Annotated in this window: 22 protein-coding genes and 1 tRNA gene; 11 read left to right on the top strand and 12 right to left on the bottom strand. The window is 59.9% G+C overall.

All coding sequences use genetic code 11. The features are described from left to right. Positions 1 to 22: 22 nt before the first annotated feature. From SynA1825c_RS11805 to rpaB, 3 genes are all read right to left on the bottom strand, one after another. The gene (locus tag SynA1825c_RS11805; protein ID WP_186471199.1) at positions 23 to 1,036 is read right to left on the bottom strand and encodes a beta-ketoacyl-ACP synthase III; all 1,014 of its coding nucleotides are present in this window, start codon (positions 1,034 to 1,036) and stop codon (positions 23 to 25) included. Between the two features lie 69 nt (positions 1,037 to 1,105). Beyond that, entirely contained in the window at positions 1,106 to 2,446 is a 1,341-nt protein-coding gene (plsX, locus tag SynA1825c_RS11800) for a phosphate acyltransferase PlsX (protein WP_186469461.1), read from the bottom strand. Next, positions 2,427 to 3,173 carry a response regulator transcription factor RpaB gene (gene rpaB / locus SynA1825c_RS11795; RefSeq protein WP_186469460.1) on the bottom strand — a complete coding sequence of 249 codons (747 nt, stop codon included), beginning with the start codon at positions 3,171 to 3,173 and terminating at the stop codon, positions 2,427 to 2,429. The genes plsX and rpaB overlap by 20 nt, the downstream gene beginning before the upstream one ends. Before the next feature lie 90 nt (positions 3,174 to 3,263). Between rpaB and radA the strand changes: the two genes are divergently transcribed. Then, positions 3,264 to 4,661 carry a DNA repair protein RadA gene (gene radA, locus SynA1825c_RS11790; RefSeq protein ID WP_186469459.1) on the top strand — a complete coding sequence of 466 codons (1,398 nt, stop codon included), beginning with the start codon at positions 3,264 to 3,266 and terminating at the stop codon, positions 4,659 to 4,661. Between the two features lie 5 nt (positions 4,662 to 4,666). Here radA and SynA1825c_RS11785 read toward each other — a convergent pair whose 3' ends face one another. Then, on the bottom strand, positions 4,667 to 5,212 hold the full coding sequence (locus SynA1825c_RS11785) for a photosystem I assembly protein Ycf3 (protein WP_370523160.1): 546 nt from the start codon (positions 5,210 to 5,212) through the stop codon (positions 4,667 to 4,669). A 100-nt stretch (positions 5,213 to 5,312) separates the two neighbouring features. Here SynA1825c_RS11785 and SynA1825c_RS11780 point away from each other — a divergent pair, with 100 nt between their 5' ends. From SynA1825c_RS11780 to SynA1825c_RS11770, 3 genes are read left to right on the top strand one after another with little or no spacing between them, the layout of a single operon-like run. Beyond that, on the top strand, positions 5,313 to 7,616 hold the full coding sequence (locus SynA1825c_RS11780) for a cation-translocating P-type ATPase (protein WP_255478385.1): 2,304 nt from the start codon (positions 5,313 to 5,315) through the stop codon (positions 7,614 to 7,616). A 2-nt stretch (positions 7,617 to 7,618) separates the two neighbouring features. Continuing rightward, positions 7,619 to 8,260: a dTMP kinase gene (tmk, locus tag SynA1825c_RS11775; RefSeq protein ID WP_186469457.1), complete on the top strand. Its 642-nt coding sequence runs from the start codon at positions 7,619 to 7,621 to the stop codon at positions 8,258 to 8,260. After that, the gene (locus tag SynA1825c_RS11770) at positions 8,260 to 9,222 is read left to right on the top strand and encodes a DNA polymerase III subunit delta' (RefSeq protein WP_186469456.1); all 963 of its coding nucleotides are present in this window, start codon (positions 8,260 to 8,262) and stop codon (positions 9,220 to 9,222) included. Before tmk ends, SynA1825c_RS11770 begins: the two co-directional genes overlap by 1 nt. Positions 9,223 to 9,236: 14 nt before the next feature. Here SynA1825c_RS11770 and SynA1825c_RS11765 read toward each other — a convergent pair whose 3' ends face one another. The 4 genes from SynA1825c_RS11765 to SynA1825c_RS11750 form a co-directional block, all read right to left on the bottom strand. Next, the gene (locus SynA1825c_RS11765) at positions 9,237 to 10,034 is read right to left on the bottom strand and encodes a response regulator transcription factor (protein WP_186469455.1); all 798 of its coding nucleotides are present in this window, start codon (positions 10,032 to 10,034) and stop codon (positions 9,237 to 9,239) included. Between the two features lie 365 nt (positions 10,035 to 10,399). Further along, positions 10,400 to 10,471: transfer RNA gene (locus SynA1825c_RS11760), tRNA-Asn, on the bottom strand. A gap of 23 nt (positions 10,472 to 10,494) precedes the next feature. Next, complete coding sequence (locus SynA1825c_RS11755) at positions 10,495 to 11,193, bottom strand: ABC transporter ATP-binding protein (RefSeq protein ID WP_186469454.1); 699 nt, start codon at positions 11,191 to 11,193, stop codon at positions 10,495 to 10,497. Continuing rightward, entirely contained in the window at positions 11,194 to 11,457 is a 264-nt protein-coding gene (locus SynA1825c_RS11750) for a hypothetical protein (protein ID WP_186471197.1), read from the bottom strand. A 158-nt stretch (positions 11,458 to 11,615) separates the two neighbouring features. On the opposite strand from SynA1825c_RS11750, the gene psbD reads away from it, so the two are divergent. The 3 genes from psbD to SynA1825c_RS11735 all read left to right on the top strand — a co-directional run bounded on the left by psbD (position 11,616) and on the right by SynA1825c_RS11735 (position 15,377). Next, positions 11,616 to 12,671, top strand: a complete 1,056-nt coding sequence (psbD, locus tag SynA1825c_RS11745; RefSeq protein WP_006041823.1) for a photosystem II D2 protein (photosystem q(a) protein) — start codon at positions 11,616 to 11,618, stop codon at positions 12,669 to 12,671. A gap of 90 nt (positions 12,672 to 12,761) precedes the next feature. Continuing rightward, the gene (locus tag SynA1825c_RS11740; protein WP_186469453.1) at positions 12,762 to 13,721 is read left to right on the top strand and encodes a pectate lyase; all 960 of its coding nucleotides are present in this window, start codon (positions 12,762 to 12,764) and stop codon (positions 13,719 to 13,721) included. Between the two features lie 27 nt (positions 13,722 to 13,748). Next, entirely contained in the window at positions 13,749 to 15,377 is a 1,629-nt protein-coding gene (locus SynA1825c_RS11735) for a DUF2079 domain-containing protein (RefSeq protein WP_186469452.1), read from the top strand. A 33-nt stretch (positions 15,378 to 15,410) separates the two neighbouring features. Here SynA1825c_RS11735 and SynA1825c_RS11730 read toward each other — a convergent pair whose 3' ends face one another. The 3 genes from SynA1825c_RS11730 to SynA1825c_RS11720 are packed head-to-tail and all read right to left on the bottom strand — an operon-like array spanning position 15,411 to position 19,677. Beyond that, positions 15,411 to 16,955, bottom strand: coding sequence for a glycosyltransferase family 39 protein (locus SynA1825c_RS11730; RefSeq protein ID WP_255478384.1), 1,545 nt, complete (start codon positions 16,953 to 16,955; stop codon positions 15,411 to 15,413). Between the two features lie 12 nt (positions 16,956 to 16,967). Then, entirely contained in the window at positions 16,968 to 18,089 is a 1,122-nt protein-coding gene (locus SynA1825c_RS11725) for a glycosyltransferase family 2 protein (protein WP_186469451.1), read from the bottom strand. Position 18,090: 1 nt separating this feature from the next. Next, positions 18,091 to 19,677: a glycosyltransferase family 39 protein gene (locus SynA1825c_RS11720; protein ID WP_186469450.1), complete on the bottom strand. Its 1,587-nt coding sequence runs from the start codon at positions 19,675 to 19,677 to the stop codon at positions 18,091 to 18,093. A gap of 523 nt (positions 19,678 to 20,200) precedes the next feature. Between SynA1825c_RS11720 and SynA1825c_RS11715 the strand changes: the two genes are divergently transcribed. The 4 genes from SynA1825c_RS11715 (at position 20,201) to SynA1825c_RS11700 (ending at position 25,871) form a co-directional block, all read left to right on the top strand. Then, complete coding sequence (locus SynA1825c_RS11715; protein ID WP_186469449.1) at positions 20,201 to 21,874, top strand: iron uptake porin; 1,674 nt, start codon at positions 20,201 to 20,203, stop codon at positions 21,872 to 21,874. Positions 21,875 to 22,093: 219 nt separating this feature from the next. After that, positions 22,094 to 23,062 carry a cysteine synthase A gene (cysK, locus tag SynA1825c_RS11710; protein WP_186469448.1) on the top strand — a complete coding sequence of 323 codons (969 nt, stop codon included), beginning with the start codon at positions 22,094 to 22,096 and terminating at the stop codon, positions 23,060 to 23,062. Beyond that, a complete protein-coding gene (locus SynA1825c_RS11705; RefSeq protein ID WP_186469447.1) occupies positions 23,059 to 23,775 on the top strand; it encodes a J domain-containing protein in 717 nt (238 codons plus the stop codon). The genes cysK and SynA1825c_RS11705 overlap by 4 nt, the downstream gene beginning before the upstream one ends. After that, the gene (locus SynA1825c_RS11700; RefSeq protein WP_186469446.1) at positions 23,775 to 25,871 is read left to right on the top strand and encodes a phospholipid carrier-dependent glycosyltransferase; all 2,097 of its coding nucleotides are present in this window, start codon (positions 23,775 to 23,777) and stop codon (positions 25,869 to 25,871) included. The genes SynA1825c_RS11705 and SynA1825c_RS11700 overlap by 1 nt, the downstream gene beginning before the upstream one ends. On the opposite strand, the gene ndhO is transcribed toward SynA1825c_RS11700, so the two are convergent. Next, positions 25,850 to 26,107, bottom strand: coding sequence for an NAD(P)H-quinone oxidoreductase subunit O (gene ndhO, locus SynA1825c_RS11695; protein ID WP_186469445.1), 258 nt, complete (start codon positions 26,105 to 26,107; stop codon positions 25,850 to 25,852). The genes SynA1825c_RS11700 and ndhO overlap by 22 nt on opposite strands. Positions 26,108 to 26,109: the final 2 nt, after the last annotated feature.

Here is a 26,109-nt window from a genome sequence, read left to right as displayed (position 1 = left end):
CCGCCGCAATGGTTCCGGGAGCCTACGCGGGACCCTGCCACCGCAACAGCGCTGCTCCCCAACTCAACCCTGCGCCGAATCCACTGCTGGCCAGCAGGTGGCCCCGGCGGATGCGTCCGTCGCGCACAGCTTCATCGAGCACTAAAGGAATCGTGGCTGCCGATGTGTTGCCGTAATGGGCCAGGTTGCTGAGCACCTTCTCGTGGGGAATCGAGAAGCGATCGGCCACGGCATCCAGAATGCGTTGGTTGGCCTGGTGCAGCAGCAGCCAGTCGATCTCGTTAGGGCCGACATCGCATTGGGCCAGTAGCGACTGCAGGATGGCGGGGACTTCGCGAACAGCGAATTTGTAGACCTCTTGGCCGTTCATTGCAATCGGCCGGTAACCACCCTGGCGGTGCTTCGCTTGGCCAGCCAGTGGAGCCGCAGTGTCAAGAGCGGGGAGATTGAGCACGCCTCCACGGATGCCATCGCTGCGCAGCAGGAAGCCATGGAGCCCATCGCCGTCGCTGGCTTCTAGGGCCAGGGCCCCTGCACCATCGCCGAACAGTACACAGCTGCGCCGGTCGTCCCAGTCGACAAATCGACTCAACTGGTCGGCTCCAATCACCAGAACCCTGCGCATGGCACCGGTGCGCAGGTACTGGGACGCAGTGACCAGTGCGAACAGAAAGCCACTGCAGGCCGCTGTCAGATCAAAAGCGACGGCATGGCTGGCACCGAGGGCGGCTTGGACGCGAGGTGCAGAGCCGAAGAGATCGTCGGGGGTGGAGGTGGCGAGCAGCACCAGGTCAAGGGTGTCTGCCGACCAGCCGGCCATCTCCAGGGCCGAATTCCCCGCCTTGGTCGCCAAGTCGGTGAGGCTTTCCTGTGGGCTGCTGACCCGCCGACTGCCGATTCCTGTTCGGGTCCGGATCCATTCATCACTGGTCTCCACACGCAGACCCAGCTGGTCGTTGCTGATCACCTGTTCAGCCTGAGCGCTACCGCAGCCGATTAGGGCGACGCCACGGGAGTGCGGTGATGCTCCAGCCAAGAGAAGATCCAAGCGGTGGCGTCAGTCAATCACAGCCCTGCAGCGCAATCTTTGGATTGGTGGCGACGCTCAGGCCTTCGAGACCACTTGCGCTCCCAGCTGAGCGAGATCGTCCATGACGCCGTGACTGGCAGCGGAGTGGGCCAGGCGTAGAGCGCTCACCACCGAGAGGGCTTTGCTGCTGCCGTGGCCGATCACGCAGATGCCATTGACGCCAAGCAGAAGTGCACCGCCATGTTCGGCGTGGTCCAATCGTTTCTTGATGCGCTTCAGGTTGCTACGCAGAAACGCGGAACCCACCTTGCCTCGGCGTCCACGCGGCAATTCGGCCCTCAAGACCCCCAGCAAGACACTGCCGACTGATTCCAGAAATTTGAGCAGGACGTTGCCCGTGAAACCATCGCAAACCACCACGTCGAACTCGCCCGACAGCACATCCCTTCCTTCACAATTTCCCGCGAAGTGGAAGCGTGATTCATCGCGGAGGAGCGCATGGGTGCGAACAGCAAGATCATTGCCTTTGCATTCCTCTTCTCCAATGTTGAGAAGGCCGATTCGGGGCTGGCTGACCTGCAACACATCACGGCTGTAGATGTTTCCCAGCAGAGCGAATTGGTGCAGATAGGAGGGTTTGCAATCCATGTTGGCGCCTACATCGAGCACCAGCACCGGCTGTCCAGGATCCTTGGTGGGGAAAAGGGCTCCAATGGCCGGCCGGTCAATCCCGGCCAGACGACCGAGACGGAAGATCGCTGAGGCCATCACGGCACCGGAGTTTCCAGCCGAATACACCGCCTGGGCTTCGCCGCGTTTGACGAGGTCCATAGCCACGTTGATGCTCGCGTCGCGTTTGCGGCGCACCACCGTGGCCTCCTCATGCATCTGGACAGAGGGCCCGCTGGTGATCAGCTCAAGATGACCGGCATCAATGACGGTGTTGAGTGCTTGCGATAAGCCCGTTGCCGCAGCTGCTTCGAGCACCCGATCGGTCTCGCCCACAAAACGGATCTTCACCGCCAGGCGTTCAATCGCCTGTAGGCATCCCTCCAGAATCGGTCCTGGGGCATGGTCGCCGCCCATGCCATCGACGGCCACCCAAACGCGGTCGTCGTCGTTAATGGGCTCCTCGAAGCCAGGAACCCCGCCTTGCAAACGTCGCAAGGGATCCATTACTGGCTGCAGCACGGATCCCGCCATATTCCCAGCACTGTTCACAACCGTGCCGGCCATGGAGGTCACGGAACCGGCAACGTTGCCTGCGGCGCTCGCCGAGGTTGTGGCCGTGTCCACCAGACTGGTCACGGCAGCATTGCGCCGGTACCAAATCACCAGGCGCCGAACCGCTTTTGATCGGCGGGCTTTGATCCTCGGCGCAACGTCCGGGGAGTGATCAGGGTCCTTCGGAGGCAACGGAATCGACGATGCGCTGGAACAGGTAGCCGGTGCCGCGAGCCGTGAGAATCAGCTCGGGGTTGGCCGGGTCATCTTCCAGTTTGGAACGAAGCCGGGAAATATGAACATCCACCACGCGAGTGTCTACATGACGCTCAGGGGTGTAGCCCCAAACTTCCTTGAGGATTTCTCCACGGCTGAAGGGTTCTCCTGAACGGCTGACCAGCAGCTCGAGGAGGCTGAACTCCATTCCGGTCAGGCGAATGCGTTCGTCGTTGCGGAAGACCTGACGTTTGTTGGTGTCGATGCGCAGGTCCGACACCTGGATGACACCTGAGTTAGGGATTCCTGCCGCCTGCTCTTTTTCCACGCGGCGGAGAACGCAGCGGATCCTGGCCTCCAGCTCCTTGGGGCTGAAGGGTTTGATCACGTAGTCATCGGCGCCAAGTTCCAGGCCTGTGATGCGGTCAGCCACGTCACCAAGGGCCGTGAGCATCACGATCGGGACGTCTGATTCCTTGCGTAGTTCCTGGCAGACCCCATAGCCATCCAGTTTCGGCATCATCACGTCGAGGACGACGAGGTCAGGGTTGCAGTTTGGAAATTTCTCGAGAGCTTCCGTCCCGTCGCTGGCGGTGACCACGTTGTAGCCGATCATCGAGAGGCGGGTCTCGAGGATCCTGCGGATGCTGGCCTCGTCATCCACCACGAGAATGGTTTCTTTGGAAGGTGCTGAGGCCGTCATGGCGCCGGCAAAAAGCGTTACTCGTGATCACAAATAGGTGATTGACAGGTTCATTCGTTCACGCTCAGCCAACTTTCTTCATTATTCGACGTGCCCCGATCTGTCACTCTCTACGTCTGCCAGAGCTGCGGTGCCCAGACGCGCCAGTTCTTTGGGCGATGCAACAGCTGCGGAAGTTGGAATTCGCTCGTTGAACAGACAGCACCAAAAGATGATGGTCGGCGGCGGCGGGCAGCCGCTGATCCTGCAGTCGCTCCGAAGCCTCGCCGCTCCACGGCGATGGCCTCGCTTGGGGATCAACCTCTGCAGCGGCTTCCCAGTGGCTATGACGAGCTTGATCGCGTGCTTGGCGGAGGACTCGTGCCTGGGTCCTTGGTGCTGGTGGGGGGAGACCCTGGCATCGGCAAAAGCACGCTGCTTTTACAGAGTGCGTCGTCTATGGCCCGCGACCGCTCTGTTCTGTACGTGAGTGCCGAGGAGTCAGCTCAGCAGGTGAAGCTGCGCTGGCAACGCCTGACGGCGGAACGCAGTGACCTCCAGCTTCTGGCGGAGACCGATCTGGAGTTGGTTCTTGAGGAACTGGAAGCGCTGCGGCCCGATGTGGCAGTGATCGACAGCATCCAGGCGCTTCATGACGCCGATCTTTCGAGTGCTCCAGGGTCTGTGGCTCAGGTCCGGGAATGTGCCGCTGCTCTACAGCGTCTGGCCAAGCGTCAGAACACGGCTCTCTTGCTGGTTGGCCATGTCACCAAAGAAGGCGTTCTGGCTGGCCCGAAAGTGTTGGAACACCTGGTGGATGCGGTGTTGACCTTCGAAGGCGATCGATTCGCCAGTCATCGCCTGCTTCGCGCAGTGAAGAATCGCTTTGGCGCCACCCACGAATTGGGCGTGTTCGAGATGCGGGGCCAGGGGCTGGCGGAGGTTGGCAATCCCAGTGAGCTGTTTCTCAGCGGCGAGCGGGCCAGCGGCGTGGCCACGATCGTGGCTTGCGAAGGCACGCGCCCACTGGTGGTGGATCTGCAAGCACTGGTCAGCACCACCAGCTATGCCAGTCCGCGTCGCACGGCCACGGGCATTGCTGTGAATCGACTCCATCAGATCTTGGCGGTGCTGGAAAAGCACATGGGTCTGCCGCTGTCGCGTTTTGACTGTTATCTGGCAGTGGCTGGAGGGTTGGATGTGGAAGAGCCTGCTGCGGATCTCGGCGTGGCCGCGGCTGTAGTCGCCAGCTATCGCGACCTCACGCTTCCAGCCGGCACTGTGCTCCTTGGTGAACTGGGCCTGGGCGGACAGCTCCGACCGGTCGGGCAGCTGGAGCTGCGTTTGCAAGAGGCTGTGCGACTGGGTTTTCGTCGTGCTGTGGTGCCGCGGGGCAGCGGTCTCGATCCGGTGGCCGCAAGGCTTGATCTTGCGCTGCTCGAGGCTGGTTCGATCACCGAAGCTCTTGTGCTGGGGCTTGGGGTCGGACCTGATGACGACAGCCTCTGAACGCGTCAGAAATACACGTCAACATTGCTGCGACCACTGGACTTGAGCCAGTTTTCGATGTCCAGGTAACCACCGGGATTCAGACGCACAGCTTGAGTCCATGCCTCGGCGGCCTTGTCGAGCCAGCCGTCGGCCTCATCGCGTCGGCCCTCCTCTTCAGCCATCCGACCACGTTTTTCGTAGATGAGCCCCATGTTTTTGAGGCATGACGGCTGCTTCGGATTCTCTTCGAGAGCCTTGAGATAAGTCTCGATTGCTCGATCTTCTTCGCCATTGCTCATGTAGATGATCGCCATGTTTTTGAGGGTTTCACCACGGTCGATCGGGTTCTCCTCGAGCTTCAGGCTTTCTTCGTAGTTTTCAAGGGCTTCGGCGTAGTCACCATCGTTTTGAGCGGATAAGCCATCGCGGTAATACACATAAGCCTCTTTGGCTCTGGGGTTGATCGGCAGCAGCTTCACGATCAGATCGGCCATCACCGTGAAGCTTTTGTCGATGAAGTTGTCGTTGCGATTGCTGCGGGGCACGGAGAGCCGGACGGTTGTCCCCATCCTGAACCCAATGGGCACTGCTTAGCGTGGTGTGGTGTGAACCGTTGATGTGTCTGCTTCCGCACCCCACTCATCTGCTTCATCCGCCCCTTCCCACGCGGTGCTTCTCGACATCGACGGGATGAAATGTGGTGGCTGTGTGCGCGCGGTGGAACGCACTTTGCTGGATCAGCCTGGAGTGGCGGATGCCAGCGTCAATCTGGTCACTCGCAGCGCATGGCTTCGCCTGGAGGGTGAACCCCCTCCGGAGTCACCTCAGTCTCTCGAGGGTGTTCTGGAAGCGCTCCAAAACAGGGGTTTTCCCGCCAAATTGCGCCCGAGCGGTGTCGTTGGTCAGACCGATACGCCGGAACAGGCCTGGGGGTGGTGGCGTCAGTGGCGTCAGCTGATGGTGGCCTTGGTGCTGCTGCTTCTCTCCGGTCTTGGCCATTTGGCCGAGGGAGGGACACTGTCGCTGCCGTTGATTGGCAGTCTTCCGTTTCATGCCGGACTGGCGACCGTGGCGTTGTTCGGCCCTGGGCGTCCGATTTTGAGCGGTGGATGGAAGGCCCTCCGTAGCGGTGTTCCGAGCATGGACACCCTGGTGAGCCTTGGTGTCGGCAGCGCTTATTTGGCCAGCATCGTCGCGCTCATCTGGCCGCGAGTGGGCTGGCCCTGTTTCTTCAATGAACCCGTGATGCTGCTGGGTTTCGTTCTGTTGGGGCGCTTCCTGGAAGAGCGTGCGCGCAGGCGCACCGGCCGGGCCCTGCAGGAGCTCGCAGCGCTGCAGCCCAACACGGCACGTTTGCTAATGGCGGATGCCACTGTGCGTGAGGTGCCCGTGTCTTTGTTGCGCCCTGGTGAACGCATTCAGCTCTTGGCAGGCGATCGGATTCCGGTCGACGGTGTGGTGTGTGAGGGGCGATCAGCGGTCGATTTGTCCAGCCTCACTGGGGAACCTCTCCCCCTGGATGCTGAGCCGGGTACCGAGCTCAGTTCCGGGTGCCTGAATCTCGAGGGCACCTTGGAGCTGGAGGTGCAGCGGGTCGGTAGCGATACCGCTCTGGCTCGGATCATTGCTCTGGTGGAGCAAGCCCAAGCAAGGCGAGCACCGATCCAGGGCCTCGCGGACCGTGTGGCGGGCCGCTTTTGCTACGGCGTGGTCAGTCTGGCGGTGGTGACGTTCCTGTTTTGGTGGCAGCTGGGAAGTCGTCTCTGGCCCCAGGTGCTGGAGGTGCCTGTGGTGATGATGGACCACGGTTCAGGCCATGGCTTGCATGGTGGGCTTGGGGCTGGCGCTCAGACGCCTTTCGGTCTGGGATTGCAGCTTGCGATCGCTGTGCTTGTGGTGGCTTGTCCCTGTGCCCTGGGTCTGGCCACCCCCACGGTGATTACCGTCTCCTCGGGACTGGCCGCTCGCCAGGGCTGGTTGTTTAGGGGTGGTGATGTGATCGAGCAGGCCGCCTCTGTCAAACGCATGGTGTTTGACAAAACCGGCACCCTCACCCTGGGACGTCCCTTGGTGGATGACGTATTGGCCACGGAGGATGCGGCACGAGTCATTCAGTTTGGAGCGAGTCTGGAACAGACCAGTCGTCATCCCCTGGCTCATGCCTTGATGCAGGAAGCGCAGCGGCGCAACATCCCGCTTCTTCCCGTGCAGGCCAGTCGAACGTTCCCTGGGGCTGGCATGCAGGGCACCTTGGACACTCTTCAGGGCGAGGTCAGGGTCGGCTCTCCAGAATGGATGCAAGCCGAAGGCGTGGCCTGGTCGTCTGCGCAGCAGTTGGTTGTGCAGGCCGCCCTCAAGCGTGGTCAGACGTTGGTGGCGGTTGCTGTGGATCACGAGCCGCTGGGTCTGGTCGCCATTGATGACGGCCTGCGTCCGGATGCCGTTGTTGCTTTGCAACGTCTGCGCACTCAGGGTCTCTCGCTGGCCATGTTGAGTGGAGACCGTCGTCGTGCTGTTGAGGAGGTTGGCCAGGCCCTTGGTTTCACGCATGATGAACTGGCCTGGCAGTTGCTCCCGGCGCAGAAGCTCGAGCGTCTCGAGCGCTGGAAAGCCAAGGAAGCCGTGGGCATGGTCGGCGATGGCATTAATGATGCCCCGGCTCTCGCTGCTGCTGATCTCGGCATCGCTGTGGGAACTGGCACGCAGATCGCGCAAGACACAGCGGATCTGGTGTTGCTCGGAGATCGTCTCGAAGCGCTGCCGGAGGCTTTGACCCTGGCCCGCCGCACCATGGCCAAGATCCGTCAGAACCTCTTCTGGGCCTTTGGTTACAACCTCATCGCCCTCCCTGTGGCGGCAGGTGTATTGCTACCGAGTTTCAACCTGCTGCTCTCCCCACCTCTGGCCGCGTTGCTGATGGCCCTCAGTTCTGTGACCGTGGTGCTGAATGCTCTGAGCCTTCGCCTGCGTTAACCATGGCCGGACGTTTTCTGGTGCTTGAGGGCATTGATGGTTGCGGTAAGACCACGCAACTGAAGCTGCTCTCGCAATGGTTGCCCGGCAGTGGCCTCATGCCTGCAGGAGCAACCTTGCTTCTTACCCGGGAACCAGGGGGGACCCCTCTGGGGAAGGCCTTGCGGGAGTTGTTGCTCCATCCCCCCCAAGATTCGGCGCCTTCGCCCACTGCCGAACTGCTGATGTACGCGGCTGACCGCGCTCAGCATGTGGAGCACTTGATTCGGCCCGCTTTGGATAGGGGCGACTGGGTTCTCAGCGACCGATTCAGTGGTTCAACCCTGGCGTATCAGGGCGATGGTCGTGGTTTGGATGCGTCCACAATTCGCGATTTAGAACGGATTGCGACGGCCGGAGTGACACCGGATCTCACCCTTTGGCTGGACCTTCCCATTGCCGTCAGTCTTCGTCGTCGCCAGGAGCAGATGGCTGATCGGATTGAGGCGGAAGGAACCGCATTTCTGGCCCGGGTCGCTGAAGGTTTCCGGACCCTGGCCGGCGAACGTGGTTGGGCTGCAGTGGCGGCTGATCGCACGCCAGAGCAGGTGCAGCGAAGTATCCGAGCGCAGGTTGAGGCCAAAGCGGCACAAGGTTGGATCTGATGCGGGGGTTGTTCGCAGATCTGCAGGGGCAGCCATTGGCACAACAGCTTCTTGAGGCTGCTTTGGATCAGCAGCGACTCGCTCCGGCCTATCTGTTCAGTGGTCCGGATGGGGTCGGACGCCGCCTTGCGGCACAGCGTTTCCTGGAGGGGTTACTGAGTGGGGGCGGATCGGACGCCCGCGAGCGTCGCCGCTTGGAAGAACGCAACCACCCTGACCTGTTGTGGGTGGAGCCCACCTATAGCCATCAGGGACGCCTGATCCCTCGATCAGAGGCGGAAGCGGCCGGCGTGAGTCGTCGCACACCACCGCAGGTGCGGCTGGAGCAGATTCGTGGGTTGAGTCAGTTCCTGGCACGGCAGCCCCTCGAATCCCCCCGAGGCTTGGTGATCCTTGAGCAGCCGGAGGCCATGGCGGAAGGTGCGGCCAATGCTTTGTTGAAAACGCTGGAGGAACCGGGTCATGGACTGCTGATCCTGCTCAGCGCTGCGCCTGAACGGTTGCTCACAACCATTCGTTCGCGTTGTCAGCAGATCCGTTTCACCCGGCTCACCGAAGCTTGCATGGCTTCGGTGCTGGACAGTCTTCCCAACAAGGAGGGTGATCAGGCTTTGACTCTGGCCTCCAGTCAGCCTGAATTAATGGCCCTGGCTGCGGGTTCTCCAGGGGCGCTTCTGGAACATGTGCGGATCTGGAGGTCCATTCCCGACGATCTCAAGCAACGGCTTCAGACTCTTCCGCTAACGCCGGTTGAGGCGATGGCGCTAGCCCGAGACCTCAGCGATCAACTGGAGGGCGAACAGCAACTGTGGCTGATTGGCTGGTGGCAGCAACATCTTTGGCGCTCTCATGGTCGGCAAGAGCTCCTTGTCAGGCTTGACCGTCTTCGGCAACACCTGCTGTCCTTTGTTCAACCCAGACTTGCCTGGGAGGTGGCCTTGCTCAATCTCAGTCAGGCCTGACAACGTCGGAGAGATCAAGCGCTGGCGCGACTGTCCTGATCTTTATGGTCCCGATCTTGGCGCGCCTGGGCTAGCACGTCTTGAAGACCTTCAAGCTGAGCACCTGTTGGGAGCTCAAGGCAGTAACCAGCTCCGTACACCGTCTTGATGAAGCGGGGCTTGCGGGGATCAGGCTCGAGCTTGGTGCGCAGGTGACGCACGTGCACGCGGATCGTTTCAATATCGTCGTCTGGTTCATAGCCCCAGACCTCTTTCAGAATCAGCGAAGGAGCCACGGTCTGGCCATGCCGCTGCAACAGACAGTGCAGCAGTTCAAACTCCAGGTGGGTGAGCCTCACCGGCTTGTCAAACCAAATGGCTTCAAAGCGCTCCGGAACGAGCGTGAGCGGGCCGTAACTAAGAATTTCGTGGTGGTTGCCGCTGGTGCCAACCGGAGCCCGATCGCTGCGGCGAAGCAGTGCTTTGATGCGAACTTGGAGCTCTTCGAGATCGAACGGTTTGGTGAGGTAATCATCAGCGCCTGAATTGAAACCGCTGACTTTGTCTTTGGTGCCACCCAGGGCCGTCAGCATCAGGATCGGGATTGCGGCAGTGCGGTCGTCGCGTCTCAGGCGCTGACAAAGCGTGAGACCGTCGACCTTGGGCAGCATTAAATCCAACAGAATTAGGTCGGGGCTGTATTGAAGAGCTAATGCTTGCCCTTTGATGCCGTCGTCAGCGCTTTGCACATCAAAGCCGCTGTGCTCCAGGTGACCACCCACCAACTCGCGCATGTCCCTGTCATCTTCGATTAACAAAATGCAGGGCTTCATCGACTTGCCGGCAAGAGAACGTGGTGGACGTGGTTAGGCCGCGTCATGGCTTGACAGATTCTCTCAAGGTTCCATACCTCCTGCATTGATCGGGTAATCGGGAAGGGGTGGGTGAAATCGCTGCTGATCCCTTGCGCTGAAAGCGATTTGGCCTTCTGTGGCCATCGATGCTTGGGTCGGCCTCTATAGAAAGTCTTCGCTTTCCATGGGGCTTTGTGACAGAAAATCTATTGCTCGAGGCTTTTTTGAGCCAATGCGCACGCGTGCTGCGATTGGCGCGTCGGCGTCATCCCGATGGATGGATTTGATTTCACAGATAAAAAACCGCGCCTGAGGACTTCAGACGCGGCCTGTTGACCATGAAACTCCCCGGGCGGGATTCGAACCTGCGACCAATCGATTAACAGTCGACCGCTCTACCGCTGAGCTACCGAGGAATGTGACGGGAAGAACTTACCCCTCAGCCCTGCCGTCCGGCAAGGGGTTCAAGCCGGCGACGCAGAGCCGGGCCGTTCTGCCAGTGACCGATGCGACCCCGTTCCATTTGGGCGGCTCCGTCGGCATGGTCAAGTTCGCCGAGTCGATGGGTGATCCAAAGTGCTGTTAAGGGATTGCTGGATCGGTGGCAAAGCTGTTGGACGGTGGTGAGGATCGCGGTCTGGCTGGTGGGGTCGAGCAGCGCAGTGGGCTCGTCAAGCAGCAGCAGGTTGGCGTCACTGGCCAGGGCGCTAGCGATGGCAAGCCGTTGTTTTTGTCCTCCGCTGAGTGTGTGAATAGGGCGTGATGCCATGCCCGCCATCCCCACTTGTTCCAAGAGATGTTTGATCCTGCGTCGCTGCATCGTTTGATCGAGCCCAGGGGGCAAGTTCAGCAGCACTTCGCTGCCGCAACTGGGAAGCAAAAGTTGGTGGTCCGGGTTCTGGAACACCAGTGCCGGGCGAAGCTTGCAATCAATGTGCCCCGATTGGGGCTTGATCAGACCACTCAAAATCCGAAATAACGTGCTTTTGCCGCTGCCATTGCTGCCCACCAGCATCCAGAGGCCTGGACCGGAAATCTGAAAGCTGCAGCGATCAAGCGCACGGGTGCCGCAGGGCCAGCTGTAGCTGACCCGCTCAAACCGCAGTCCCGCTTGCCCGGCTCCATGTTGCACAGGCATTCAGGCTTCGAATGAAAACCCTGGACGTTTGGTGCCACCGGTAGCGGCTGTCTTTTCGTAGATCTGAACAGCCAGCAGATCGCTGGTGAGCACGCTGAGGCGTTTGCCTTCAACCTTTTCACAGGTGAGTTCAAGCAGGCGAGGCTGTCCCTGCTCAAGTGCAGTGCGCACCTGCTGATAGAGGGCTTCAGCGGCCTCGCTTTCCTTGCGTTGCACGGACACCGGCATGGGGCTCATGCGAAGAGCCAGCTCAATCACGTACACAGAGGCATCCTTATTTCTCTCGCCATCTTCGCGGATGGAAGCTGCTCCTGAAGTCGTGAGCATTTCTACTCATGTCTGCCTTTAATTCCACGTCTGGTGCCCACAGAATCTCTGGCGCCAACTAGGCTCGGCGCGTAAAGCTTCATGAAGCTCTTCTCATGACGATCGCTGTAGGACGTGCGCCACAGCGGGGATGGTTTGACGTCCTCGATGACTGGCTCAAGCGCGACCGCTTCGTTTTTGTCGGCTGGTCCGGCATCCTTCTCTTCCCGACGGCCTATCTGGCCATTGGTGGCTGGCTGACAGGCACCACCTTTGTCACCTCCTGGTACACCCACGGCATCGCCTCGTCGTACCTGGAAGGTTGCAACTTCCTGACTGCTGCTGTTTCAACCCCCGCTGATGCGATGGGTCACAGCCTCCTGCTGCTTTGGGGCCCTGAGGCCCAAGGCGATTTCGTGCGCTGGTGTCAGCTCGGCGGCCTCTGGGCCTTCGTGGCGCTGCACGGTGCCTTCGCTCTGATCGGCTTCATGCTGCGTCAGTTCGAAATTGCACGTCTGGTCGGCATTCGTCCTTACAACGCCATCGCCTTCTCCGGTCCGATTGCAGTGTTCGTCAGTGTCTTCCTGATGTATCCCCTCGGCCAGAGCAGCTGGTTCTTCGCGCCCTCCTTTGGTGTGGCCGCGATCTTCCGCTTCCTCCTCTTCCTTCAGGGCTTCCACAACTGGACCCTGAATCCTTTCCACATGATGGGCGTCGCCGGCATTCTCGGCGGTGCACTGCTCTGCGCCATTCACGGCGCCACCGTGGAAAACACCTTGTTTGAGGATGGCGAGCAGGCCAACACCTTCAAGGCGTTCGAGCCCACCCAGGAAGAAGAGACCTATTCCATGGTCACCGCCAACCGCTTCTGGAGCCAGATCTTCGGGATCGCCTTCTCCAACAAGCGCTGGCTGCACTTCTTCATGTTGTTCGTGCCTGTGATGGGCCTGTGGACCAGCTCCATCGGCATCATCGGTCTGGCTCTCAACCTGCGCGCCTATGACTTCGTGTCCCAGGAAATCCGCGCTGCAGAAGATCCCGAATTCGAGACCTTCTACACCAAGAACATTCTTCTGAATGAAGGTCTGCGTGCCTGGATGGCACCGGCTGACCAGCCGCACGAAAACTTCGTCTTCCCTGAAGAGGTTCTGCCCCGCGGCAACGCCCTCTGATCGGACGAATCCTCTCGATTTGGGGCCCCTTGGGGCCCCTTTTTTGTTGGCTTCGGCGCTTAACTTCCACTTCATCGTGAGAGCTATTGCGTGTCGCTTCGCTACGTCAGGGGAGTCCGTTTGAAGAGCTGGTTCCTGAACGGCCTTCTCGGTATTGGCGGTGTGTGTGGTCTTGTGGCCTTCATTCAGCTGGTGTTGTGGATCATCAGGGGCACAGCAGCTGATTCAGGCTGGTGGGTTCTTGCTCTGGTGCTGCTTGCTTTCGGCGTCTGGGGACGCGCGTCGGGTGTGTTGGTTCGCCTTCTTGCCGATGACGATCCTGGGGCGAATCGCGCCCGGCAAGTCGCGGTGTGGCTTCTGGTTGTCGCGATGGTGCTGTTGATCATGGGGCTGAAGCTCAGTTCCCCAGACCTCGATGCTTATAAGCGCCTGGTCTTCGGCGAAGGTGGTCTGGTCGAGTGGGGGCAAGTGCTGCTCCTCGTCGCGGCAATCCGTGTGAGCTGGCTGATTGGCGATGACCTGTTCCGCCGGCTCGATGATGCGCGCCCTGGTTGGCTGGCCAGAGGCTTTGTTGCTCTTCTGGGGCTGTTGCTTCTGGAGGAACTGGCCTGGGGGCAGGTGATCTTTAGCTGGCAGACCCCAGAAGCGATCCGAACGATCAACGCTCAGCAGGAAACAACCCTGCACAACATCGGCTGGTTTCAGGATCGTCTGGATGGCTTCACGTTTTTGGCGATGCTGGTTGTGTTGCTGACTGTGGTGCTGGCTCCGCAGGTCGCCCGGAGATTGCTTCGCCATCAGTCTCCCGAGCAACGCTCGCTTGTTTTGGCTCTGTTGCCAGCCTCGTACAGCTGGCCCCTGTTTCTATTCGTGGCCGTGATTGCTTACTGCGTTGCGACGCAATCCTTTTCTGAACTGCTCCATAACCGTGATCAGGAGTGGGGCGAGCTTGTGCTTTATGGATCGGCCTTGCTTCTGCTTCTGCGCACGCGGGTTCTGTTGGGAACGGCTGAATGGCATGCACCTGGGAGCGAGGCAGAGGCTCCTTAATCTGCTCCCATTGGACGTCAGGCTTGCATGAGTGAATCCACCGCATCTGCGGTTCCATCACAAGGTCCGATGCCAGGAGGGGTGAAGGCTCTGGCGGCAGGTTTCTTTCTGGTGTGTTTGGCGATTCAGATCTGGCGGCTGGAGAGTCTCAGTGCCACCTATGACCAGGCGCTCTTTCTGCAAGAACTCTGGTCAACGGCTCAGGGGCGTCCGTTTGAAAGCAGCCTGTCATCGGTTTTGTCTGCGGCTGTGAAAGTGGGCGGTGAACTGCCGTCGGTGGCTTATCTGCATCTCGGCCAACACGCCAATTTCCTCACGTTGCTCATCGCTCCACTGGTGGCTCTGATCGGGAGCTGGGCGCTTCCCCTGGTCCAGGTGGTCGTGTTGACGGCCGCAGGCCTGGTGCTTTGGAGGATTGCCGTCCGGAGACTCCCGGCGTCACTGGCGATCCGGCTGACCGCTGCCTACTACCTCAGTGGTGCCGTGATCGGCCCGGCTCTTGAAAACTTTCATGATCTGATCTGGCTTCCTTTGCTCGGATTCCTTGTGGTGGAAGCACTCTTGGAGCAGCGCCGGCGTCAGCTGGTGCTTGTCGCCGTGATGCTTCTGCTGGTGCGGGAAGACAGCGGTCTTGTCTTGTTCTCGTTGGGCCTTTGGGCCCTGGTGCGTCAGCCCGGTGCACGCTGGAGCGGAGTCGGTCTGATGGCAGCGTCTTTTCTGTGGGTGCTACTGGTTACCGGCTGGATCCAACCGGCCGTTGATTCCTCTCTGTCCGACCGTTTTCTTCAGGAAAAGTTCGGCCATCTCGTGGATGACGTGTCGGGAGGCACCCTGTCGGTGCTGCTCGCCATGCTGCGGCATCCTCTGGCGCTGCTGCAGGCGATTGTGTCTCCCCCTGCTGCCACTTTGGGTTTTCTCTTGGCGCTCAGTCTGCCTCTGCTGCTGATTCCATTGCTGTCGGTGGATTCAGCCTTGCTGGTGGCGGCCCCCCTCCTGATTGCACTGGTGTCGCAAGGTCGCTCGGCACTCTCCGTCACGCTCCGCTACGTGCTGGCTCTGGTGCCCGGTCTCTACCTAGGTTCTGTTCTGTGGTGGCAGCGCCACCTCTCGCTCTGGTCGAAGCGTTGGATCCGTCGCTGCTGGGTGGGTGCTCTGGGACTCGGTCTCACTCTGACCCTGGTGGCGAATCCCCATCGCAGCCTCTCGGCGCTTGTGCCCGACAGCTTTTCACCCTGGGTTCATGTCTCCCCAGCTGCGATGCTCGAACGCCGTGCTGCGCTGCGGGAAGCTGTTGCCTTGATTCCTGACCAGGCCAGTGTGTCGGCTGATACGCCTGTTTTACCTTCGCTGGCGCAGCGGGAGGTGCTGATCCGTTTCCCCAAGTCCATCCAGTATCTCGATCGTTCCGATGAGCCTCAGTCGGTCGATTGGGTGGTGGCATTTCCTGGTCACTATGGGCCGTTGGCGCCTGTGTTTGAGCTTGAGCGCAATCAGCAACGCTTGATCCGGCGCAAGCTCACGCGCCTTGTTGAATCCGGGGACTACCGATTGGTGCACTGTCGTGCAGGCACGGTGGTCTTGCAGCGTGCGTCTGCCGAGATTGCAGCCTCAGCTGAGATGGCAATTGAGCCTCGCTCCTGTTCATCGTTGAACTGAACGATTGCCTGATCATCCTGAACGGCGCTGGGATCAGAAGTCGCCTGGTAGATCCTCGATCGGAAGCAAATAAGTCTGCTTCTGTGGGCCGATCCAAGGGGCTGTGCTGGAAACGGCCAGCTGTTCCAGCCTGGCTCGTTGTTTGTCAGTCAGTGGGCTGTAGGTCTCCTGCCACAGGAAACTGCCTGCCAGATGGCTGGCTCCGGCATCTCTCAACTTCTGGATGCGCTCTGGGGTGAGCTTTTGGCTGGCGATCAGCCAACCTTGGCGACGTGCCAGGTTGAGCAGAGTTGGATCCGGTCCGGTGACACTCACAATGCGAGCGTCTGCGGGGAGCTCGCGTCGAATGGTCTCAGCGAGCGGCATCCAGATCCTGCGTTGCCTCGCTTCCACCGCCCAGTAGTCGAGCGACAGCACCATCACACTGATGAGCAAGGTGATGCAGAGCAACGTTCGGACCAACCAGCGACGCTGATGGGAGTGCCAGGTTTGCCATCCCAGTCCCACAAGGGGCGAGCTGAACAGCAACAACGGGAACTGGTAGTACTCATGCACCGTGCTGGATCGCATGGTCGCCACGGTGCAGAACAAAAGTCCGATTCCACCTCCGAGGGCGATGCGCCCACCACCAACGCTCCAGCCGCGAATGGCGCCGATCATCAGGAAGGGAATCCCCACTACGAGCAGTGCTCGAAGCCCGACACGGATGGCGAGGTTTAACCAGCTCGACCCATTCAGCACCAGTTGAATGTTGCTGCGATCGCTGTCCTCTCCCCAAAAGCCAAAGGTCAGACCGCTGCTCTCGCCCAATTGGTAGGCATGCAAATACCAGGCTGAAGTCACCGCTAGAGCGGTGGTTGTGTAAACCCAGAACCAAGGATTAAGCAGCAAACGCAGCAGTCGTTGCAGCGTCTGTTGAGGGGGGTCTGCCGCCGCTTGAGGGGATGGGGTGAGATGGAGAAGCAGTAGGGGAAGGCCAAGCCAAAGCAAGGGAATCACTTTGATCAAGGCAGCTCCTGTGAAGCACAACCAGCTCAAAGCGAGTGCCCACGAGGCCCGCCGTTCCACCCAGAGGCTGTGGGCTTCCAACGCTCCTGCTGCACAGAACAGCAGCAGAGCCTCCGCTTGAAAGGCGCGGCCGTAGTAAACACCGAGCGGGGCCACCGCCAGAGCCATGCCACCCCACCACCCGGCCGCTGGATTGAACCAACGTCGACCCAGTCGGATTACGAGCCAAATGGTGAGCGCACTGAACAGCACCGAGAGGCCACGGCCAATCCATTCGTGCACCCCGAACAGTTGATAGATCTGACCCGTCAGGAAGGGGAACAGCGGAAATTCCGATTCCACGTACCCGGGTGACGCTCCTCCCCAATCGATCTGTGGCAACCAGATCGGCGTGTCAAATCCAGCAAAGTGCCTGGCCATGGCAGCAGTGTCCGCTTGCCGCCAGCTGTGGATGCCCACCACGGGCATCCAGATGTGCACCAAACGCAGAACCACCCCCAGCAGCACCGGCGCCCAGATGCCAGCTGGTGCCTGGCTCGATCTGGTCTGTGTCCCGTCACTCGAGGTCATCCAGGTCGCGATTCAGGGTGTGTTCCACACAAAGCGGGAGGACGCGGCGTAATTCCAGATGTAAACCACAATGATTCCCGCTAGCTGCGCCAGAACAGCATGGGATTGAATCATGTTGTAAAACCCTGTTGCCAAGCCCACATTGGCCAGAGAAGGCAGTGAGGCAACCAGCAAAAATTTCAACAGACCTTTAATCAGTTGACGCCCTTTCTGGCGTCGATCTCCAAAGGTAAGGATGTTGTTGATGAGATAATTGGAGCTTGCCGCCGTGATGACGGCAAGGGGAAGAGATTGCGGAAAACTCAACCCGATCGTCATCAGGATGAACGTGCTCAGCAATTGAATCACCACGCCTGATGCGCCGACGAGGCCAAAGCTGATAGCACGTCTCGGCAAAATCCGAAACGTCGATGTGTGGATTAAAGAGATCACGAAGTCCCAAAGCACGGCATAGTCAAGCTTTGAACTTCCATACAGTCGTGGCTGAAAATGTAGGGGGATTTCAACGATAGAAAGCTGACCTTTGCTGATGGCCAGTAATTCATAGAGAAACTTGAAACCATTGACATCGACCTTGCGTATGAATGGAAGACAGCGCTCAACCTTGAGCGCGATGAAACCACTCATGTAATCCGTGAGGTGTGCATAGCTCTTGGGAAGACTCCACCGTGCCATGCGGTTGGCCATGGTTGAGCCATCGGTGCGACGGCTGCTCAGTCCACGGATTTCTGACTGGTCCAGAAAGCGACTGCCCACGACCAGGTCATTGTTCGCGCTTAACGCTTTGAAGGCCATCTGCACAGATGAAGGTTCGTGCTGGCCATCGCTATCCATGACGATGGCGATCGGATGAACGGCTGCGATCAGCCCCTCTTTGATGGCGCTGGCAAGGCCTGAGCGGCCGACCCGTTGAATGATGCGAATTCTTGAATCCTGCCTGGCGAGCGTTCGAACGATGTCTGCTGTGCCATCAGCCGAATCGTCGTCGACAATCAGGAGTTCAACAGCATGACTCTTGGTGTGATTCAGGAGAGAGGTAATGACCCCCTTGATTGATCCTGACTCATTAAATGTGGGCAGGATAATTGAAAGTCCTTGATTCTTATCGGCATGGTCTGTTGCGCTGTAAGACACGTTATTCGTTCTTCATGCTCATGTTATCGCAGTCAGACAAGGTCCAGTCGCCTGTGTTGGCAAGGATTTTGCAGTTGGGTTGTGGCTGATCACTGAGTCGAAGGTTTTTGCCGTCGTTCGATTGCTCGCGGCGAATCCTTTGTTCGGCGTACCAGTTCAGGCTTGGGCGTTCATCGAAGCCCTTGAGGCGGATCGGAGACAGGCTTGTGCTCGCTGTGATCCCGGCTACGGGCCTGACGGGCCAGCTTTCGTTGAGTTCCCACAGCCAGAGAGGAGAGTGAAAGACGATCGCGAGAGCGGTCACGTTGCCGATCACCAAGCTCAAGGCACCCAGTTGTCGTCTGCTCTGTGTGTTCTGCATCAGCAAGATTCCGCCGGTGCACCAGCCAGCCCCAACTGCCAAAGCAGGTGACCGGTAATCGATGAGGGCTTGAGCGGCCGGCGTCAGGCTGGCCACTCCCGCAATCAAGAGAAGTCCTCCAAGGCCTGCCCACAGTGCTGGGATCACAGCCAGGATCCTGCGCATCGGCACTGCGCCTGATGGCCAGGGCATTCGGTTGACCATCCATGCCAGTAGTGGTGCGCACAGCAGTGCGAATGGAAGCCAGAGGGGATGGCTGTACCAGGGCAACTGGGTGCGTAGTGGCAGGATTGCTGCAGCAAGAACCGCCAGGGTGCTCAGGCTCCAATAGCCCCAGCGTGATTGGCGTGCATGCCAGGCCCCAAAGAGGGCGATCGGGAAGAGCAGGAGCCAGGGCCATCCCCCCTCCAAGAGCTCGATCAAGGGCACCCGCCAGCCGAGGTCACTCCCTTCACCTGCTTCTAGCAGGACACGGCCGGCGCCATCGCCTCCCCAAAGCCAAAGCGCAGAGGCGCCCCGGTGCCAGGCATGCCAAAGATGCCAAGCGATGCCGGGAAGGACGCCGATCAGCAGGGTTGGGGCTGCGGTGGTCAATCGCCAATGCCGCCATTCCTGGCCCAGCCCTACGGCAGCCAGGCCGGCGGCAGCGGCCGGTAACAGCAATGGGGCCTTCAGCAGGAGCATTCCGCTGGCTGCAAGCCCAGTCAACAAGCTGATTCCCGCGGGATGGCGTGTCCGATGCAGGCGAAGCAAGCCGATCCACAACACAGCCATCACGGTGAGTTGGGTGCCGTCCAGCATCGCCAGTCGTCCATGGCGGGCGATCGGCAGGAGTGACAGCAAAATTGCGCTGGTGCCAAGGCAGCTGTCGCGATCGCCGGGGCGCAGCTGCCACTGCAGCAATCCGCCCAGCGGCACGATCAAGCTTGAAAGCAAAGCTGGCGCGATGCGGATCACCCATTCCGAGGGAAGACCCTGTGAGTTCGTCATGCCGATCAGCGTTGCGATGATCAGGTGCAGGCCGGGTGCCTTGTTGAGATACGGCTCATTCCAGAGAACTGGAAGCAGTGGGGCTTCGCCTGTGCCCTGATGAAACTCCAGCGCCACACGGGCGACGGTGGCTTCATCGAAATCTTTCAGCGGCAGGTTGCCAAGGCCAATGCAGGAAAGCAGTGCTGCTGTGACCCAAAGAATCAGCAGCAGGCGCCAGGGGAACGTGTGGGCCATGGCCTCGGAGCGTACAGAGGGTCCACAGTCCCGTTGGATCTAGGTAGGGTTGGTTTGTACGGGATGCAGTGGCGTGAGATCGGGCTTCACTCTTCGGAGTGAGGTTGATTTCGAAGGCGTTGCCGGCATTCACAATCCTTCAGGAGGAGGTGTCCATGAGTTCCAGTTCTTTGATGCAGGGTCTGCTGATCGCGGAGAACGCCGGCTGACGGCACCATTTTCTGACTGATCAATCGGTTCCGCGCCAGAGCGGACCCGGCGAGAGCCCCCGACCGTACTTCGGCCGGGGGCATCGTTTTGATAGAGCATCCTCAGCCTGCCTTATCTATCCATGCTTGATCGCGGCCACATGGTGCAGAGCTCGACAATAGAGTCAGTTTGGTATCGAGCTGAACTTTTTTGTAGTGTGTCGTTTGATACAGGCCAGGGTTGCTTGTGTCACACGACCAATGGATTCGAGGTCGGGGCCCAATCAGGGTGCAGCTGACGCTATGCGTCGGTCTGTGTGAGGACCCTTCTTCCTATGAAACTTTTCAAGCAACTGCTGGTTGCTCCTGCTGCCCTGGGCCTGCTGGCTCCTGTCGCTGTTGGTGCAACTGAGGTCAATGTTGCTGGTGTCGCCGACTACGCCTCTACTGGCGAGCAGGTCACCAGCATCGATCAGTTCTCTGACGTCTACCCGACGGACTGGGCTTATCAGGCTCTGAGCAACCTGATCGAGCGCTACGGCTGCGTCGCTGGCTACCCCGACGGTTCCTACCGCGGTAACCGTGCGATGACCCGCTTCGAAGCGGCCGCACTCCTGAACGCTTGTCTCGACCGCGTCACCGAAGTGACCGACGAGGTGAAGCGACTTGTGATGGAGTTCGAGAAAGAGCTCGCAATCCTCAAGGGCCGTGTTGACGGTCTGGAAGCTCGCGTGGGCGAACTGGAAGCCACTCAGTTCTCCACCACCACCAAGCTGAAGGGTCAAACCACCTTCGTGATCGGTGCTTCCACTGCGTCCAGCAACGTGGACGGCGCTGCCGATTTCTACGCTGCCACTCAGGGCGCCACCACCTTCAACTACGACACCCGTCTGTTCCTGGACACCAGCTTCACGGGTAAGGACCTGCTGCGCACCATGCTGCGTGCCGGCAACTTCGGTTCTTCCGTGTTCGGCAACGGCATGACCACCATGGAGACGGCTTTCGAAGAGCCCTCCGGTCCCAACAGCGTCACCATCAACCGCGTCTGGTACCAGTTCCCCATCGGTGAGAACTTCACCGCAACTGTTGGTGGCTTGGTTCGTCAGGACGACATGCTGGCTGTTTGGCCCAGCGCATACCCCGCTGACACTGTTCTCGACTTCTTCACCTACGCCGGTGCACCTGGTGCCTACAACCTGGCCCTGGGTCAAGGTGGTGGCCTGAGCTGGGCGAAAGATGGTTTCAGCATCAGCGCTAACTATGTCAGCGCTAACGGCTTCGTTTCCGACCCCAATCCTGGTCTGTTCGTCAGCGATGACGACGACTTCATCGGCGAAGACTTCACCGACAACTGTGGTGGTATCGGTACCGATTGCGCTGCCTCTAACGGCACCGTGCAGATCGCTTACACCGATGACAACTGGGGTATCGCTGCTGCGTACAACTACGCTTCCGGCGATAACGGAATTGGCATCTACAGCGGCAACGGCACTCCTGCAGCCGTTTCTTTCGCTGGCCTTGGAGTCACCAATTCCTTCGGCCTGAGTGCTTACTGGTCTCCTGAATCAGCCAGCTGGTTCCCGAGCATCAGCACCGGTTGGGGTATCAACACCACCAACATCGATAACGACTCCAGCACCTTCGCTGACAGCGCCACTTCCCAGTCTTGGTACGTGGGTCTGCAGTGGTCTGATGTCTTCCTGAAAGGCAATGCCGCTGGTATGGCCGTCGGCCAGTCCACCTTCATCACCGGCGTCGACTTCGACTCCGACTACGAAGGCAGCGAGTTCATCGGCGATGGCAACTACGCCTGGGAATGGTGGTACATGTTCCAAGTCACCGACAACATCTCTGTGACTCCTGCGCTCTTCTACCTGAGCCGTCCTCTCGGACAAGGAACTGCTGGCCTTGGCGGCGGTGGCCTCGGACCTGACGGTGAGCCCGTCGGCGACAACGACAACACCTTCTCCAACTTCGGCGGTCTCATCAAGACCACCTTCAAGTTCTGATCACCTCCTGATCAGCTTGATCGGCCCCCTCAACGAGGGGGCTTTTTTTTGGCCTTTGGGCTCAAGAGCGGACGGCCTCCTGGATCAGGCCGTCCGCTTCATGACTGTCGTCATTGCTTACGCTGACGATTCAGATCGCTGTTGACATCTCCACCTGGATCCGTGAGCTGTTGCCTCGATCATGAGTGGATGTCAAGGAGCCTCAGTCACCCGACCCGCATGCCCATCGCTCCTGACATCACCGCGCTTGTGGGACGCACCCCTCTGGTGAGGCTGAACCGTTTGCCTCAGGCCTTTGATTGCAAGGCTGAGATTCTCGCGAAGCTCGAAAGCTTTAATCCGACGGCCTCGGTAAAGGATCGAATTGCTGGCGCCATGGTGGAGGCTGCCGAGCGTGACGGCACCATCGAACCCGGGCAAACCGTGTTGGTGGAGCCCACCAGTGGCAACACGGGCATCGCGTTAGCCATGGTGGCTGCAGCCCGTGGTTACCGGCTCATCCTCACGATGCCCGACACGATGAGCACGGAGCGGCGATCGATGCTTCGCGCCTACGGCGCCGAGCTTCAGCTCACCCCAGGCAGTGAGGGCATGCAGGGTGCCATCACGTTGGCCCGTGAGTTGGTGAACGAAATCCCAGGTGCGTATCTGCTGCAGCAGTTCGACAATCCGGCGAATCCAGCCGTGCATGCGCAGTCCACCGCTGAAGAGATCTGGAGCGACACTGGTGGTTCTCTCGATGCCTTCGTCGCCGGTGTTGGAACCGGTGGCACCATCACCGGTTGTGCAAGGGTGCTGCGGGAGCGTCAGCCGAATCTGCAGGTTGTTGCAGTTGAGCCCGCAGCCAGTCCGGTTCTGTCGGGTGGATCCGCCGGTCCCCATCGCATCCAGGGCATTGGGGCTGGATTTGTTCCTCCCGTGCTTGATCCTGATCTGATTGATGAGGTGATGACCATTTCCGATGACCAAGCCATGGACATTGGTCGTCGTCTGGCCAGAGAAGAAGGATTGCTGTCCGGAGTGAGCAGTGGTGCCGCTGTGGCCGCCGCACTGCGTCTAGGCCAGCGACCTTCGATGGAGGGTCGTCGCATCGTGGTGATTCTTGCCAGCTTTGGAGAGCGCTATCTCTCGACACCGATGTTCAGTGCTGCCTCGGTCCTGCCGGCCCGGCGGGATGGTCAGCTTTGAGCTTCAACGCTGCGGGCCACGACCCATCTACTGACCCTTATGCCGTGCTCCAGGTGGCGTCGAGTGCCACGCAGGAGGAGTTGAAAGCAGCGTATCGCCGCTTGGTGAAACAGCACCATCCCGATGCGGGTGGCGATGAGGAAACCATCCTTGCTCTTAATGCTGCCTGGGAGCAGCTCGGAGATCCGCAGAGCCGTCGTGCTTTCGATCGGCAGAGTGGTTTGGCCCGTGACGAAGCCCGTGCCCGCGGGGCGCGCAACGCGCGCGCCAGTCAGGCGGCGCGACGCGCTTCAGGACAGGGTGCCAGTGCTGATCAGGAGCTGGCCACCTGGCTTCAGAAGGTCTATGTCCCTATTGACCGGTTGCTCGGTCAGGTGATCAATCCGTTTGCCGGGGAACTGCGCGCCCTGTCGGCTGACCCCTATGACGATGCGCTGATGGAAGCGTTTTGCAACTATCTCGAACAGAGCCGTATCCGTCTCGACAAAGTCAAGACGCTTTTTCAGTCGCTTCCCACACCACCCTCTGCGAACGGTTTCGGTTTGAGCGTCTATCACTGTCTCTCTCAGGTGGAAGACGCCATTGCGGAGCTTGAGCGGTACACGATGGGGTATGTCGACAACTACCTTCACGATGGCCGGGAGATGCTGCGGGAAGCGCGGCAGCGTCGCAAACGGCTGCAAGACGAACGCCGTCGCCTGGAGATCGTCTGATGGGGTTGGTTGGGTTTCGCTTAGGGCTGCTGCTGCTCTGGCTGATGGCGACAGCGGCGGATCGGCTTTGGTGGAGTCAACACACGGCTCTTCCCTCCTGGGACCAGGCCGACTACCTCAACAGCGCGCTGGATCATGGTCGTGCTTTGGGTGTTCTGGCAGGGGGTGATTGGCAGGGTTGGAACGCTTTGCTGGATCTATCGCCGAAGATTCCGCCGTTGGCCTCGCTGGTGAACGGTTCCGTGATGGCCTTGGCGGGAGATTCACCCTCGCAGGCCGCCTGGAGTCTGAGTCTCTGGAATGCGTTACTCCTCGTCGCAACAGCGGGTTGGGCCCTCCAGTTACTGCGACCGTTGCGGAAGGCAAGGGCATTCGCCTTGCTGGCTGTTTCGGCAGTGGTGCTGGCTCCGATGCTGTTGGAGTTGCGGACCGATTACGTCCTTGAACTGCCATTGATGGCCATGGTCACGCTGGCGCTTTGGCGGCTGGGTGCCTGGTGGGCTCCCCAGGGTGGTGGCCGCTGGTGGCAAGCCGGGTTGGCCGCCGCCGCTGTGGCCGCAGCGCTTCTGGTCAAACAGAGCTCCCTGCTGGTGCTTCTGCCCGCTCTGGGGTGGTGTCTGTTGACGGCGCAGCGCATCGGCAAGGGCCGACGACTGCAGGCAATGGCTGGTTTCGGCTTGGTGCTGCTGGCTGTGCTCCCATGGCTGCGTCACAACTGGATTACCACTCTTGGCGGCACCAACCGCGCAGTGATCGAGTCAGCGGCCCGTGAGGGAGATCCTGCTGTGTTCAGTCTTGAGGGCTGGTTGTGGTACTTGCGTGTGCTGCCCGGTCAGATCGGTTGGGTGGTGCTCTGCCTAGGGATCGCTGGGGTGCTGGTGTGGATTTGGAAGCAGCGTCTCAGAGGGGCTTCCTCTGTGACCCTGGGAACGGATTGCCGTGATGCCTGGTGCTGGTTGATCGGAACGTTGCTGTTGGGATGGCTGGTCACGAACCTCAGTCCCAACAAGGATGCGCGTTACATCGCACCGCTGTTGCCGTCCTTGCTGCTCTTGCTCACGCGTGGTTGGTGGCAGTGGGGGGAGTCGATCCGTCAGCGCTGGCCTTCCCGGTCGCACTGGCTTCCTGGCGTTGCCTTAGCCGCAGGTGGTTTGGCGGTGCTGGCATCGTCTTGGCTGACCCAAAGCGCTCGTCTTCGCCTCACCAACGCGCAACCCCTCGAGGCCATCGTTGCTCGGGCCGGTGGAGCCGATCCCACTGCCGAACCGGCAACCCTGATCGTGGTGCCCAGCACGCCTGACCTCAATCAACACAATGTGAGTTATTACGGTCGCCGCAACGGCGGGCAGCTGGTTGGCCGCCAGCTCGGTGGCAGTCCTGATCACATTCAGCCGGCTTTGCGTCACGCCACCTGGGTGTTATTGGCGGAGGGCAACCAAGGTTCGGTTCGCAAAGCTGCCCGAGTCTTCGATCAGGCCATCCGCGACAGCGGGGTCTTTCAGCAGGTGGAGGTGTTCCCCAGGCCGGAAGGTGGCAGTTATTCGTTGTGGCGTCGCCGTGCGAGTGCGCCTGCACCGGTCGGTTTCGAACACCGTTTCCCTGAGCTCGCATCAGGGATGGCAGTTGGGCCCCAAGGTCTTGATCCCGTGTTCAGCAGTGTGGCCACTGAGCACATGCTTGACGGCCATTTCAACTATCGGCAAGTGGTGCAAGCGGAGTCGATGGATCGCCTGGCGCAAAATTCATCCGATGTTCAGGCACGCTGGAATTTGGCTTTGCTCGCCGTCCTTGGGAATCGTCCTGAGGAGGCTGCTCGGCAATTTGAAGCACTGGAAGCCTTACTACCCGAGAATCCATGGCCCAGTGCGTACCGCAGTGTTGTGCTGTTGGCGGGATGGAACCCCTGGCTAGCTGCTTCAACAGCGGCTCAGGCCAGGGTGCGCCACGGTTCTGAACCGATTCTCGACAGCCTGGAATCGTTGTCGGCTGTTCTTGGCGGAGCGCTCTGGAGACTGCCTGAAGCGATTCAGTCGGTGCCGGCAGCCGTGTCCAGCGTTGAAGACGCTCTCAACCCTCAGGAGAACGGTTCCAGCTGATCCATCCGCAGCCAAACGTCAGGAACCGGGCGACGCCAACGCACTTGGGCGTAGTCACCTTTCACAACCAGCACTTCACCCGGCCCTTCCAAGATGTAGGCAGGAGGTTGGGGATCACTGGCTCCTGCTTCGAGGCTGCCCGCATAGGCGGATTGGTTCACCCGCACCAGAGCACCCTTCTTTAGGGCCGGTTTGGCCTTGGCAGCTGGTGCAGGGCTCGACGGTGTCTCGGCCATCA

This window comes from Synechococcus sp. A18-25c (genome assembly GCF_014280035.1).
In the GTDB taxonomy this organism is placed as follows: domain Bacteria; phylum Cyanobacteriota; class Cyanobacteriia; order PCC-6307; family Cyanobiaceae; genus Synechococcus_C.
This window is presented reverse-complemented; position numbering and strand designations above follow the sequence as displayed.